This is a genomic window from Ancalomicrobiaceae bacterium S20, assembly GCA_040269895.1.
Classification (GTDB): domain Bacteria; phylum Pseudomonadota; class Alphaproteobacteria; order Rhizobiales; family Ancalomicrobiaceae; genus Methyloraptor; species Methyloraptor flagellatus.
The window spans coordinates 3,555,359-3,567,902 of sequence record CP158568.1; the positions used below are offsets into that span (position 1 = coordinate 3,555,359).

Annotated in this window: 13 protein-coding genes; 5 read left to right on the plus strand and 8 right to left on the minus strand. The window is 68.8% G+C overall.

Translation table 11 applies throughout. From position 1 onward, the window contains the following. Window positions 1–43: 43 nt before the first annotated feature. The 3 genes from ABS361_16140 to ABS361_16150 are packed head-to-tail and all read right to left on the minus strand — an operon-like array spanning window position 44 to window position 1,754. Window positions 44–856 carry a GntR family transcriptional regulator gene (locus ABS361_16140; protein ID XBY43597.1) on the minus strand — a complete coding sequence of 271 codons (813 nt, stop codon included), beginning with the start codon at window positions 854–856 and terminating at the stop codon, window positions 44–46. Then, window positions 853–1,464: a BadF/BadG/BcrA/BcrD ATPase family protein gene (locus tag ABS361_16145; GenBank protein XBY43598.1), complete on the minus strand. Its 612-nt coding sequence runs from the start codon at window positions 1,462–1,464 to the stop codon at window positions 853–855. The genes ABS361_16140 and ABS361_16145 overlap by 4 nt, the downstream gene beginning before the upstream one ends. Further along, window positions 1,365–1,754 carry a BadF/BadG/BcrA/BcrD ATPase family protein gene (locus tag ABS361_16150; GenBank protein XBY43599.1) on the minus strand — a complete coding sequence of 130 codons (390 nt, stop codon included), beginning with the start codon at window positions 1,752–1,754 and terminating at the stop codon, window positions 1,365–1,367. Before ABS361_16150 ends, ABS361_16145 begins: the two co-directional genes overlap by 100 nt. Window positions 1,755–1,883: 129 nt before the next feature. Here ABS361_16150 and ABS361_16155 point away from each other — a divergent pair, with 129 nt between their 5' ends. From ABS361_16155 to ugpC, 5 genes are all read left to right on the plus strand, one after another. After that, window positions 1,884–2,906, plus strand: a complete 1,023-nt coding sequence (locus ABS361_16155) for an N-acetylmuramic acid 6-phosphate etherase (protein ID XBY43600.1) — start codon at window positions 1,884–1,886, stop codon at window positions 2,904–2,906. Window positions 2,907–2,976: 70 nt separating this feature from the next. Then, window positions 2,977–4,233: an ABC transporter substrate-binding protein gene (locus ABS361_16160; GenBank protein ID XBY43601.1), complete on the plus strand. Its 1,257-nt coding sequence runs from the start codon at window positions 2,977–2,979 to the stop codon at window positions 4,231–4,233. Between the two features lie 94 nt (window positions 4,234–4,327). Then, window positions 4,328–5,284, plus strand: a complete 957-nt coding sequence (locus ABS361_16165) for a sugar ABC transporter permease (protein XBY43602.1) — start codon at window positions 4,328–4,330, stop codon at window positions 5,282–5,284. A gap of 11 nt (window positions 5,285–5,295) precedes the next feature. Continuing rightward, on the plus strand, window positions 5,296–6,138 hold the full coding sequence (locus ABS361_16170; protein ID XBY43603.1) for a carbohydrate ABC transporter permease: 843 nt from the start codon (window positions 5,296–5,298) through the stop codon (window positions 6,136–6,138). A 23-nt stretch (window positions 6,139–6,161) separates the two neighbouring features. After that, the gene (gene ugpC, locus ABS361_16175) at window positions 6,162–7,268 is read left to right on the plus strand and encodes a sn-glycerol-3-phosphate ABC transporter ATP-binding protein UgpC (GenBank protein ID XBY43604.1); all 1,107 of its coding nucleotides are present in this window, start codon (window positions 6,162–6,164) and stop codon (window positions 7,266–7,268) included. Window positions 7,269–7,288: 20 nt separating this feature from the next. Here the strand turns inward: ugpC and ABS361_16180 are convergent, their stop codons facing one another. The 5 genes from ABS361_16180 to ABS361_16200 form a co-directional block, all read right to left on the minus strand. Next, the gene (locus ABS361_16180; protein ID XBY43605.1) at window positions 7,289–7,870 is read right to left on the minus strand and encodes an NAD(P)H-dependent oxidoreductase; all 582 of its coding nucleotides are present in this window, start codon (window positions 7,868–7,870) and stop codon (window positions 7,289–7,291) included. A 1-nt stretch (window position 7,871) separates the two neighbouring features. Next, a complete protein-coding gene (locus tag ABS361_16185) occupies window positions 7,872–8,129 on the minus strand; it encodes a hypothetical protein (protein ID XBY43606.1) in 258 nt (85 codons plus the stop codon). After that, complete coding sequence (locus tag ABS361_16190) at window positions 8,129–9,541, minus strand: FAD-binding oxidoreductase (protein ID XBY43607.1); 1,413 nt, start codon at window positions 9,539–9,541, stop codon at window positions 8,129–8,131. The genes ABS361_16185 and ABS361_16190 overlap by 1 nt, the downstream gene beginning before the upstream one ends. Window positions 9,542–9,584: 43 nt before the next feature. Beyond that, a complete protein-coding gene (locus ABS361_16195) occupies window positions 9,585–10,943 on the minus strand; it encodes a cytosine deaminase (GenBank protein ID XBY43608.1) in 1,359 nt (452 codons plus the stop codon). Between the two features lie 238 nt (window positions 10,944–11,181). Next, the gene (locus ABS361_16200; GenBank protein XBY43609.1) at window positions 11,182–12,534 is read right to left on the minus strand and encodes an amidase; all 1,353 of its coding nucleotides are present in this window, start codon (window positions 12,532–12,534) and stop codon (window positions 11,182–11,184) included. Window positions 12,535–12,544: the final 10 nt, after the last annotated feature.

A 12,544-nucleotide genomic window follows, 5' to 3' on the forward strand; every position in this document is an offset into this window, starting at 1 on the left:
TGCGCCGTCCCCGGGTTCGATCCGGCGCCTTGCTCGACTGCTGTCATGGCGTTTCCTGTTCGGCCGGAGCGACCGTCAGTTCGGCGACGAAGTCATAGGCGTCGCCGCGATAGTGGGAGCGCACGAACTCGACCACCCGGCCGTCCGGCAGGTACGAGACGCGCTGGATGAACAGCGCCGGGCTGCCGGCGGCGAGCCCGAGGCGCTGGGCGTCTTCGGGCATCAGTGCGGTCGCCTGCAGCCGCTGCAGCGCACGCACGGGTCGGTGCCCGTGCCGGCCGAGCACCGCATAGAGCGAGGTCTCGACCTCGGTCGGGTCCGGCAAATAGCGCAGCGGCACGACGGCGAGTTCGATCGCCAGCGGCTCGCCGCCGGCGCGGCGCAAGCGATGGAACCGCGCGACCGCATCGCCCGGCGAAAGGCCGAGCACCATCGCCTCCTCGGGCGACGGCATGCCGACCGAGCGGTCGAGCCAGATCTGATCGGCAGCGAGGCCGCGCGAGGCCATGTCCTGCGTGAAGCTGGTCAGGTGCGACAGCGGCTGCTCGATGCGCGAGCGGCGCGGCGCGACATAGGTGCCGGAGCCGGCCCGCTGCACCAGCACCCCTTCCTTCACCAGTCCTTCGATGGCCTTGCGCACCGTGACGCGCGACACGCCGAGCCGCTCGGCGAGGTCGCGCTCGCTCGGCAGGGCCTCGGTCTCGCCGAGACGGCCGGCACGGACCGCATCGCGCACGATCTTGCGCAATCTCAGGTAAAGCGGCGTCGCGGTCTCGGCCTCGAATCGGGCCTTGTCGAAGACGTCGCCCGGCACACCGACAGCGGCCGCGACGGCCTGGGCAGACGCGACGGTCATGACGCGAGCCCTCCGATCGGGCCGGTCACGGCGAAACCTTCAACGGGACCGCCGGCCATGCGGATCGCACCATCGAGCGGATCGGAGATCGGCGCCGCGAGCGCCGCGCGGGTGGTCGGAGACAGGCGACCGGCGAGTTCCGCCGCGACGCTACCGATCAACGCGATACGATCGACGCCGAAGCCGAGCAGGTTCTCGGCCATCGCCGACAGCGCGGCGGCCGCCTCGTCGAGGATCCGGCCGGCGACCGCATCGCCCTCGCGCGCGGCCTCGAATACGGCCGGGGCGAAGGCGCCGTAGTCGCGGCTCAGCGCGGTGCGCGACCATTCGACGATCGCGGGCAGGTCGTCGAAACGGGCGAGCAGCCGTTCGGCGAGGGATGACGTCGGCGCGAGCCGATCGCCGACCAGCACGGCGTGATGCAGCGCGGCGCGGCCGATCACGGCGCCCGAGCCGTCGTCGCCGAGCGCGAAGCCGCGACCGCCGATCGCGTGCCGGCGCCCGTCCCTCAAGGCGAAGGCGGCCGATCCGGTGCCGGCGATGACGATGCCGCCGTCACGGCCGCCATGCGCGCCGATGCAGGCGATGGCGGCGTCGCTGTCGACCACGACGGAGGCGAAGGGCAGCCCGCCTCGACCACGGCCCGGGCCCGGAATGCATCGGTGACGCCCGCGAGGCCGAGGCCCGCGCGGCACCGGCCGATCGCCTCGGGCGGAAGACCCGCCGCCGCGATCGCCGCCGCGGCGGTCGTGGCGATGCTGTCAAGCGCCCGATCGAAGTCCTGATAGATATTGGCGAGCCCGCCCTCGGCCTCGCCGAGCCGGCGTCCGGCACGATCGCGCAGCCGCGCCCGGCAGCGTGTGCCGCCACCATCCACACCGAGGAAGAGATCGTCCATCACGCCTGGCTCACCCGTTTGACGGCATGATACCAAATTAATACCGAATGGGAAGCGATCCGAGCGGATTTACCGTTGTGCCGGCCGGCCGCTACGGCACGGGCTCAATCTGTTTGACATTTTAAGCTCTTGCCTTCGAACAAACCAAATGCCGCGGATTTCGGCATTTCAATCGTTAACAGCGGCGCTGGACAACTGGTTCTATTTCGGTATTGTGACGCTCACTTTCCTCCGATACGGGCGCGCCTCGTGAGCACGACTGCAGCGATCACTGAAGCGATTTCGGTTCGCTACGCCGATCTCGACGTCCAGGACGACGAGACCGTGCTCGCGGCCCTCGCGGAGGGGCAGGAGCGCGCGGTCGCGGCGGCCCGCGCGGCAATCCCCGCGATCGCGGCAGCGGCCGGGCTGATGACCGATCGCCTCGCCGGCGGCGGCCGGCTCATCTATGTCGGCGCCGGATCGTCGGCCGGGGTCGCGGTGCAGGACGGTTCGGAACTGCCCGGCACGTTCGGGATCGCGCGCGATCGGATTGTGTTCCTGATCGCCGGCGGCCTCGCCGCGCTGACCGACATCGACGGTGCCGCGGAGGACGATATCGCTTCGGCCCGGCAGGAAATCGCGACGCTCGGACCGCTCGACCGCGACGTGGTCGTGGCGGTTTCGGCCAGCGGCTCGACGCCCTTCACGCTCGCCGCCGCCGAAGCCACCAAGGCGGCCGGGGCGGCGCTGATCGGTATCGCCAACAATGCCGATACGCCCCTGCTCACGCTCGCCGACCGGCCGATCTTTCTCGACAGCGGCCCGGAGGTCGTCGCCGGCTCGACGCGCATGGCCGCCGGCACGGCGCAGAAATCGGCGCTCGGGCTGCTCTCGACCCTGGTGGCGGTCCGGCTCGGCCATGTGCACGGCGGCATGATGGTGGGCGTCCGGGCCGACAACGCCAAGCTCCGCGAGCGGGCGCGCCGGATCGTCGGCACGATCACCGGCGCACGCGAGGAGGCCGCCGCCCGCGCGATCGAGGCGAGCGGCGGCGACGTGAAGACGGCGGTGCTGATCTGCGCCGGCGCCGATGCGGAAACGGCCGCCCGCGTGCTCGCGGGCGCGGAGGGCAACCTGCGCCGGGCGCTGGCGACGATCGCCGATCGATAGGACGGGTCGCAAGGACGGGGTCATGCAAGGATCGAGGGTAACAGCCCCGGTTCCGGAGAGGAGAAACCACATGAAGACGCAGTCGCGGATCACCATTCTCCTGGCGGCGACCATGCTCGCCGGGTTTGCCGGCGCGGCGAACGCCGGTTCGCTCAAGATCGAGAGCTGGCGCAACGACGACGCCGATATCTGGAAGACCAAGATCATCCCGGCCTTCAACAAGAAGTATCCGGACATCAAGATCGAGTTCACCTCGACGCCGCCGAAGGAATACAACGCGACGCTGAACGCGCGGCTGCAGGGCGGCACCGCCGGCGACCTGATCACCTGCCGGCCGTTCGACGCCTCGCTCGAGCTGTTCAACAAGGGCCAGCTGATTTCGGTCAACGACGTCAAGGGCCTCGACGCCTTCTCCGACGTCGCCAAGTCCGCCTGGACCACCGACGACGGCAAGACCACCTTCTGCGTACCGATGGCCTCGGTCATCCACGGCTTCATGTACAACAAGGACGTGTTCAAGAAGCTCGGCCTTTCCGAGCCGAAGACCGAAGACGAGTTCTTCGCCGCGCTCGACAAGATCAAGGCCGACGGCTCGGTCACGCCGCTCGACATGGGCACGAACGACCAGTGGGAAGCCGCGACCATGGGCTTCCAGAACATCGGCCCGAACTACTGGAACGGCGAGGAAGGCCGCAAGGCGCTGATCGCCGGCACGCAGAAGTTCACCGATCCGCAGTATGTCGCGGTGTTCAAGACGCTGGCGCGCTGGGCGCCCTACATGGGCGCCGGCTACAAGGCGCAGCCCTATCCGGACAGCCAGAACCTGTTCTCGCTCGGCAAGGCGGCGATCTACCCGGCCGGCTCCTGGGACATCGCGACCTTCCGCGCGCAGGCGAACTTCGACATCGGCGCCTTCAAGCCGCCGCTGCCGAAGGGCCAGTCGACCTGCTACATCTCCGACCATACCGACATCGGCATGGGCATCAATGCCGCGTCGAAGAACAAGGACGAGGCCAAGACGTTCCTGGCCTGGACCACGACCGACGAATTCGCCCAGATCTTCGCCAACGAGATCCCGGGCTTTTATCCGCTGTCCAACGCCAAGGTCACGCTGAAGGACGATCTCGCCCAGACCTTCGTGTCGTGGCGGTCGGAGTGCAAGTCGACGATCCGGAACTCCTACCAGATCCTGTCGCGCGGCACGCCGAACCTCGAGAACGACCTCTGGAACCTGTCGGCACAGGTCATCAACGGCACGATCACGCCGGAGGATGCCGCCAAGAAGGCCCAGGACGGTCTCGACAAGTGGTACAAGCCGGCGAAGTGACGTCACCATGATGGGACGGGCGGCCCGACGGCCGCCCGTTCGCCAACAAGCACAACTGCCGCAACCACGGCGGCAGGCAATAAACGGGGGCGGCATGGCAGAGGACAGACAGGCGGGGGCGGCGGACGTGGTCGGCACGTCCCGGCTCGGCTTTTTCGCGCTGCTCACCTTCTTCCTCGGCCCGGCGGTCGTGATCTACACGGCCTTCTCGGTCTGGCCGCTGATCTCGACTATTCTCTATTCGTTCTACCATGCCGGTCCGAACGGGACGGCCTTCGTCGGCCTCGCCAACTTCGCGACGCTGCTCGGCGATCCCGGCTGGTCCAGGCCGTTCTGGAACGCGCTCGGCAACAACATCATCTTCTTCGCCATCCACATGGCGGTGCAGAACCCGATCGGCATCGCGCTCGCCGCGCTGCTCAGCCTGCCGAAGCTGACCGGCCGCGCCGCCTACCGGACGCTGATCTTCATGCCGACCATGCTGTCGGTCGTGATCATCGGCTTCGTCTGGCAGCTGATCCTGTCGCCGCTCTGGGGCATCGGCGAGGGGTTCCTCGCCTTCTTCGGGCTGAAGAGCTGGTTCCAGCCCTGGCTCGGCCAGGAGGGCACGGCGCTCGTCACGCTGTCGCTGATCTCGGTCTGGCAGTTCGTCGGCATCCCGATGATCCTGGTCTATGCCGCGCTGCTGGCGATCCCGCAGGATCTGACCGACGCTGCGACCGCCGACGGGCTGAACCAGTTCCAGATCTTCCTCTGGGTGAAGCTGCCCTTGGTCGCGCCAACGATCGGGCTCGTCTCGGTCCTGACGTTCGTCAACAACTTCAACGCGTTCGACCTGATCTACGCGGTCAAGGGCGCGCTCGCCGGGCCGAACTTCTCGACCGACATCATGGGCACGCTGTTCTACCGGACCTTCTTCGGCAACCAGCTCCAGGTCGGCGATCCCGCCATGGGCGCGACCGTCGCGACCATGACGTTCCTGGTCATCCTCGCCGGCCTGATGGTCTATCTCTTCGTCGTGCAGCGCCGGCTGCAGCGGCACAGCTTCTAAAGGGGCGCGAGATGGTGCCGAACGCGCTCCGCAAGCCGCTCTCCGCAACCGCCGTCCACGCGGTGCTGATCGCCTACACGGCGCTGGCGCTGTTTCCGATCGTGCTGGTCATCGTGAACTCGTTCAAGGCGCGGCGCGCGATCTTCGGATCGCCGCTCGCGCTGCCGGACGCCAAGAGCTTCTCGCTGATCGGCTACGACAAGGTGCTCGCCGACGGTGCGGTGCCGCTCTACTTCCTGAACAGCGTCACGGTCACCGTCGTCACGATCGGCCTCGTGCTGCTGCTCGGCGCCATGGCCGGCTGGGCCCTGACCGAATACCGGTTCCGAGGCTCGACGGCGCTCAAGCTCTACCTCTCGATCGGCATCATGCTGCCGATCCGGCTCGGCAGCGTCGCGATCCTGCAGATCATGGTCGCGTCGGGGCTGATCAACACGCGCACCGCGCTCGTGCTGGTCTACACGGCGCAGGGGCTGCCGCTGTCGATCTTCATCCTGTCGGAGTTCATCGCCCAGATCCCGCGCGACCTGCGCGAGGCGGCGCGCTGCGACGGGCTCGGCGAGATCCGGATCTTCTTCCACATCGTGCTGCCGCTGATCCGGCCGGCGCTCGCCACCGTCGCCGTGTTCACGATGATTCCGATCTGGAACGACCTGTGGTTCCCGCTGCTGCTCGCGCCGAGCGACGGCACGCAGACGATCACGCTCGGCATCCAGCAGTTCATCGGGCAATACGTCACCGACTGGAATGCGGTTCTCGCCGCGCTGTCGGTGGCGATCCTGCCCGTGCTCACGCTCTACATCCTCTTCTCCCGCCAGCTCATCCGCGGCCTCACAGCCGGCGCGGTGAAGTGACGGCGACCGACGGAACGCGATCCATGGCCGGCCTCGACATCGCCAAGCTCAACAAGTCCTACGGATCGGCCGAGATCCTGAAGGACATCGACCTATCGATCGCCGACGGCGAGTTCGTCGTGCTGGTCGGCCCCTCGGGGTGCGGGAAGTCGACGCTGCTCAGGATGATCGCCGGGCTGGAGACGATCTCGTCCGGCGCGCTGACCATCGGCGGACGGCGGGTCAACGACCTGCCGCCGGCCAAGCGCGGCATCGCCATGGTGTTCCAATCCTACGCGCTCTATCCGCATATGGACGTCTACGGCAACATGGCCTTCGGCCTGAAGTTCGCCGGCACGCCCAAGGCCGAGATCGAGGCCCGTGTCGCCGAGGCCGCGCGCATCCTGCAGCTCAAGCCGCTCCTGAAGCGCCGGCCGCGCGACCTCTCCGGCGGCCAGCGCCAGCGCGTCGCGATCGGCAGGGCGATCGTGCGCCATCCGGAGGTGTTCCTGTTCGACGAGCCGCTGTCGAACCTCGACGCCGCACTCCGGGTCGCGACCCGCATCGAGATCGCCAAGCTGCACAAGCTCCTCAAGGCGACCATCGTCTACGTCACCCACGACCAGGTCGAGGCGATGACGCTCGCCGACAAGATCGTGGTCATGAACAAGGGCCGCATCGAGCAGGTCGGCAAGCCGCTCGATCTCTATTATAAGCCGGCAAACTTGTTCGTCGCCGGGTTCATCGGTTCCCCCGCCATGAACATCCTGCCCGGGACCGTCGCAGGGATCGATGCGGGCGGGGTGATGATCGATATCGGCAGAGGAGCGGGTGCGGGCGCGTCGCTGCGGCTCGCGGCGGCGCCGGGTGTGGCCGTGGGCGACGCCGTTTCGGTCGGAATCCGGCCGGAGCACCTGAAGCTCGGTTCAGCCCCTCAAACCGAAAGCGCGATCCGGCTCGACGGCACGCTCGATCTGATCGAACGTCTCGGCGAGACCGGCTATGCCTATGTGCGGCTCGCGAGCGGCGCGACGGCTGTCGCCGAGATCAAGGGCGATATCGGCGTCGAGGCCGGCGCGCAGGTGGTGCTCACCGCCTCGGCGAGCGATGCGCACCTGTTCGATGCGCAGGGCCGGGCGCTCCGGGCCTGATCCGACGTCTCGGGCCGACGTCAGAACCGCAGCATCTCGGCCTCGACCTTGGCCAGGAAAGCTTTGCGATCGGCGTCGGTCGCGCGGTTCAGGTCGTAGAGCGCGGTGTGACGGACGGGCGCCAGCGGCGCGATGACGGCGCGCAGCACGCGGGTGACCACCTTGCGCGGCGGATCGCCGACCAGAAGCGCACGCAGGCGGCTGCCGCCATAGGTCATGACCGCGGTCAGCTTCTTGATGTTGGCGAGCTTCGGCGCGACCTTGCCGTCGACCATCTCGAACGAAACGCCCGGCAGGAACACGCGGTCGAAGAAGCCCTTCAGCATGGCCGGGAAGCCGAAGTTCCAGACCGGCGAGCAGATCACCAGCGCGTCGGCACGGAGCACCCGCTCGACGTAAGCCGCGACCGGCGCCCGGTTCTCGGGCACGTCGTGATAGCCGATGCGCTCCTCGCGGGTCAGCACGGGCGAGAAGCCTTCCGCATAGAGATCGCAATCGTCGACCTCGTGGCCGGCACGCTTCAGCGCCGAGACCACAGTGGCGTGCACCGCGGCATTGAAGCTCGTTTCGACCGGATGGCAGTAGAGCACCAGCACCCGCATGCTACGCCTCCTCGTCGGGATCTTCGGGCGCGACGACCGGGGCCGCGGCCGGGCGGATCACGATCGCCTTGATCATCATCAGCGCCGCGCTGCGGGCGAGCGCCCGGTCGCGCGGATCGGCGAGATCGGCATCGAAACGGCGCGCCTGCGCCGCATAGGCCGCGGCATAGGCGGCGGCCGGGCCGCCGGGGGCGATCAGCGAGGCTTCCATCCGCGCGACGGTCGCCTCGATCTCGGCGAGATCATGGGAATGCGTCATCACGCCTCCAAAGCCTGAAGGCCACGGAATAGATAGACCTTGTCGGCGCCGAAATCGTAGTCCGGCTCCTCCCAGGCGATCATCTTGCCGGGGTTGAGCAACCCCTTCGGATCGGCCTCGCGCTTGAAGGCGAGCTGGACCGGGTCCGACTGCTTCATGCCGCCCTCCTCGAGCGTATAGCGGTGTGGATTGAACACCGGACAGCCGTTGTCCTCGTGGATCCTGATGATCTCCTCCAGCCGCTCTTCGGTGGTGTAGCGCACGATCGGCAGGCCGAAGCAGGTTACGTTCCCGTCGAAACGCACGAATTCGAGGTGACCCGGCACTTCGTCGCCGAGGATGGCGGTGACCTTCTCCAGCCGTTCGAGCTGATGCGGATAGGGATAGAGCGTCTGCAGATAGGTGATGCTCGGATCGACGCGAAGCCCGCGCAACGTGGTGTGGTTCCAGGCCAGTTCGTAGGCCGGCGGCAGGCCGCGCCGCTCGTCCTCGCCGGCACGATCGGATCGGAACAGCACGCTCGCCCGGCTGTCGCGCCCGACGAGCGTCATCAGCGCCGACAGCGCCTGCCGGGCGACCATGATCACGACCATCGACTGGTCGCGGCGGACGTAGCGCTGATGGCGCAGGAAATAGTCGTGCGGCACCGGCGCGGCGATCACGCCGAGCTCCTTGAGCAGGATGCCGTCCTCGGCGCCGAGCGCGTTGGCGAAACGCGCGGCGTCCATGAACCGGTCGAAGCCGAGTAGGACGTCGACCCAGTCGTAGGCCGGCGCGAGCGGCACCTCGACGCGGGTGATGACGCCGTTGGTGCCGTAGGCATGAGCGACCTTGGCGAGGTCGTCGCCGGTCAGATCGAGCACGCGCGGGGTACTCTCCAGCGTGACGACCCGCGCGGAGACGATGTTTCCGAGGTCGCGCAGGCCGCCCCAGCGGATCGAGCCGACGCCACCCGAGCCGCCGGCGATGAAGCCGCCGATCGTGGCGCTGCGATAGGTCGAGGGATGCAGCCTGAGTTCCTGCCGGCTGTCGGCGATGGTGACCTGATCGATCTCCGACATGATCGCGCCGGCATCGGCCGTCACGGTGCCGTTGCCGATCGCGCCGACGCCGCGCAGTTCGGCGAGGCTCAGGATCAGACCGCCGGAGAGCGGCATTGCCTGGCCGTAATTGCCGGTGCCGGCGCCGCGCACCGTCACCGGCACCTCGTGGGCATAGGCTTCGGCGAGCACCCGGACCACCTCGTCCTCGGAGGTCGGGCTGACGACCAGATCGCCGGTGACATGTTCGAGCTGCCGCTTCAGAACCGGCGAATACCAGAAGAAATCCCGGCTCTTCTGCTTCACGATGGCGGGATTGTCTTCGATCCTGATCCCGGCGAGCGACCGCTTCAGACCTTCGACGTCGGGCATTGCACAGGCTCTCCCTTGAACCGGCCCCGTTCGGGCGCGGCATTCACATGAGGTCGTCGAGTTCCCGGTAGTCGGGCAGGGTCCGGTCGATCGCGGCACCGGCGCGCAGGACGACGCGGTCGGCCTGCGGCCGCGACAGGAATTCCGAATAGGTGCGCGCGCGGAACAGCACGAGGTCGGCGGGGCCGCCGACGCGGATGCGGCCGCACGCGTGCAAATGCATCATCGCGGCCGGCGTCGCCGTCACCGCCTCCGGCCAGTCGCCGAACGGGTGATCCAGATGGGCGATGCGCACCGCCTCGCGGAACACTTCGACCATGTCGAGGTCGCCATAGGCGTAGAACGGGTCGCGGGTGTTGTCGGAGGCGACCGAGACCGGAATGCCGCGGGCGCGCATCTCGTGCAGCAGCGTCACGCCGCGCCAGCGCGGGGTGCGGCCGGCGAGGCGATCCTGCAGGTACATGTTGCACATCGGCAGCGAGACGACGCCGATCCCGGCCTCGGCCACCAGATCGAGCGTCCGGTCGGCCTCTTCCTCCGGCTGCCGCGCCAGCGAACAGCAGTGGCCGACCACGATCCGACCTTCGAAGCCGTGCCGGATCGCGGCCTCGGCGATGGCGTGGAGCGAACGCGCGGTCGGATCGGCGGTCTCGTCGACATGGAAATCGAGATCGAGCCCATGCTCGATCGCGTGGCCGAACATGCGATCGAGGCCGGCTTCGAGTTCGGGCACCATGTAGGTGACGGCGCCGAGCACCGAACCGGTGCGGCGGACCTCGCCGGCTACGTCCTCGAAGGCGATCGCGTCGGCCGCCATGTCGATCGGGATCAGCGAGGAGGCCTGCAGCTCGATGCGCCCGGCCCAGGCCTCGCGCAGATCCTCGAACACCGGGAAGGTGATCCGGTGCTGCGGCGGCAGCGCGTCGATATGGGTGCGCAACGCCTTGGTGCCGTGGGCGAAGGCCGAGCGCAGGGCGAAGTCCATGCGGCGGCGGATGTCCGTCGCCGACCAGTTCGCCTCGCGATCGGCGCGGACCGCCAGCAGCGCGCCCATGAAGGTGCCGTCCGGGTTCGGCCTGCGCGGCCAGATATGGCCCTTGTCGATATGCGTGTGCAGGTCGACGAAGCAGGGCCAGACCATGCCGCCGTCGAGGTCGACCGTCGGCAAGCCGTCCTCCACGGCCGCGCCCGCCGGCGTGATGCGCCGGATCACGCCGGCTTCGACCAGGATGTCGAGCCGGACGAGCCCGTTCGGATCGGGCGCCAGTGGCCCCGCGATGCCGCCGGCTTCGACCAGGGCCGCCGCGACCGTGACCCCACGGAGCCAATAGGCACCGCCGGCCGCCGCGAGCTGCGCCGGGATCGAGGGCGGGATCTGCGCCGGTACCTCGGGATGCGCCATGTCTTCCTCTCGCTTTCGGCTCGGGACTAACGCAAACGGCATGCCATGCGCGGACGGCGGCAGCGCGCAGCGAAACGGCCCCCGGCTGATCGGACCGCTTCGCCCCACCGCAGCCGCGCCGCGGTGCGACAGGACATCCGATTCGGGCCGCACAGCCTAACGTACGGTCATGCGCCATGTCGCGGACACGCCTGACGCACAGAATAAGTGCACCGCGCCGCGCTCTCGCACCAGAGGTTCAGACCACCTTCGTGCGCGGCGCCGGCGCCAGAAGCGGCTCGAGCGCCGCGAGGACGCGGAACAGGTCGGCGTCGCGGCCGCGCCGGCCGACGACCATGAGCCCGACCGGCAACGGCTGGCCGAGCTCGATCGGCAACGACGCCGCGGGCAGATCGAGGAAGTTGAAGGTCGAGGGATTGCGCAGCGCCAGCAGATTGACGCGATTGAACAGGTCGACGTCGGCCTCGAGCGGCGCGATCGGCGGCGCCACCATCGGCACCGTCGGGGCGACGACCGCATCGAAATCCGCCACCGCGGCGTCGGCGAGGCGCTTGGCCTCCTCGCGGCGGCGCTGCATGCCGACGTAGACCGAGGCCGGGATTTCGGTGCCGCGCCGGATGCGGGCGAGCACGCGGGCATCGAAGTCGGACGCGCGCGTGTCAAGCGTGTCGCGGTGGATATAGGCCGCCTCGGCGGCGGCGATCGTGCCGTTCGACTGGATCTGCCCCGGCAGCGTCGTCACCGCCTCGAGATCAACATCGACGACACGCGCTCCCGCCGCCGCGAGACGCGCGAGGCCGGCTTCGATCGCGGGACCGACGACGTCGTCGAGCTCGGCGAACAGGAAGCCGCGCATCACGCCGATCCGGAGCCCGGCCACGGGCAGCGCCTCGAGCCGGCTCGGCGCGAGGCCGGCGAGCACCGCATCGGTCGCGTGCGCCAGCGCCACCGAACGGGTCAGCGGACCGATGGTGTCGAGCGAGAAGGAGAGCGGAAACGCGCCCTCGGTCGGCACGCGACCCTGGCTCGGCTTGTAGCCGACCAGGCCGTTGAAGGCCGAGGGAATGCGGATCGAGCCGCCAGTATCGGAGCCGATCGCGACATCGACCCAGCCATGCCCGGCCGAGACGCCGGCGCCCGACGAGGAGCCGCCCGGGGCGCGGGTGGGGTCGGCGACGCAGCCGGGCGTGCCGGTGTGCGGATTGAGGCCGAGGCCGGAATAGGCGTATTCCGACATGGTCGTGCGCCCGATGATCACCGCGCCGGCGGCGCGCAGCCGCTGCACGACCGGCGCGTCCTCGGCGGCCGGCGGAGCGGCACGGCTGATGATGGAGCCGGCGGCGGTCGGCTCGCCGCGCACGTCGAGCAGATCCTTGATCGAGACGATGACGCCGTCGAGCGGTCCGAGCGTATGGCCGAAGGCACGGCGCTGATCGGCGGCCGCAGCGGCGGCACGGGCTTCGTCCGGGTAGAGCTTGGTGAAAGTGCGCTGGGCCTCGGGACCGGCGGCTTCGATCGCGGCCAGCGCCGCCTCGACCCGATCCGTCACGCTCGTCCGTCCGCCCATCGACCGCTTCCCTTCTGCTGGCATCTCGCGAGGC

Excerpts from the sequence above, each read along its gene's own strand:
- ABS361_16185 (XBY43606.1), bottom strand. The coding sequence starts at position 8,129 with ATGACGCATTCCCATGATCTCGCCGAGATCGAGGCGACCGTCGCGCGG.
- ABS361_16160 (XBY43601.1), top strand. The coding sequence starts at position 2,977 with ATGAAGACGCAGTCGCGGATCACCATTCTCCTGGCGGCGACCATGCTC.
- ABS361_16150 (XBY43599.1), bottom strand. The coding sequence starts at position 1,754 with ATGGACGATCTCTTCCTCGGTGTGGATGGTGGCGGCACACGCTGCCGG.
- ABS361_16195 (XBY43608.1), bottom strand. The coding sequence starts at position 10,943 with ATGGCGCATCCCGAGGTACCGGCGCAGATCCCGCCCTCGATCCCGGCG.
- ABS361_16170 (XBY43603.1), top strand. The coding sequence starts at position 5,296 with ATGGTGCCGAACGCGCTCCGCAAGCCGCTCTCCGCAACCGCCGTCCAC.
- ABS361_16200 (XBY43609.1), bottom strand. The coding sequence starts at position 12,534 with ATGCCAGCAGAAGGGAAGCGGTCGATGGGCGGACGGACGAGCGTGACG.
- ABS361_16180 (XBY43605.1), bottom strand. The coding sequence starts at position 7,870 with ATGCGGGTGCTGGTGCTCTACTGCCATCCGGTCGAAACGAGCTTCAAT.
- ABS361_16190 (XBY43607.1), bottom strand. The coding sequence starts at position 9,541 with ATGCCCGACGTCGAAGGTCTGAAGCGGTCGCTCGCCGGGATCAGGATC.
- ABS361_16140 (XBY43597.1), bottom strand. The coding sequence starts at position 856 with ATGACCGTCGCGTCTGCCCAGGCCGTCGCGGCCGCTGTCGGTGTGCCG.
- ABS361_16165 (XBY43602.1), top strand. The coding sequence starts at position 4,328 with ATGGCAGAGGACAGACAGGCGGGGGCGGCGGACGTGGTCGGCACGTCC.
- ugpC (XBY43604.1), top strand. The coding sequence starts at position 6,162 with ATGGCCGGCCTCGACATCGCCAAGCTCAACAAGTCCTACGGATCGGCC.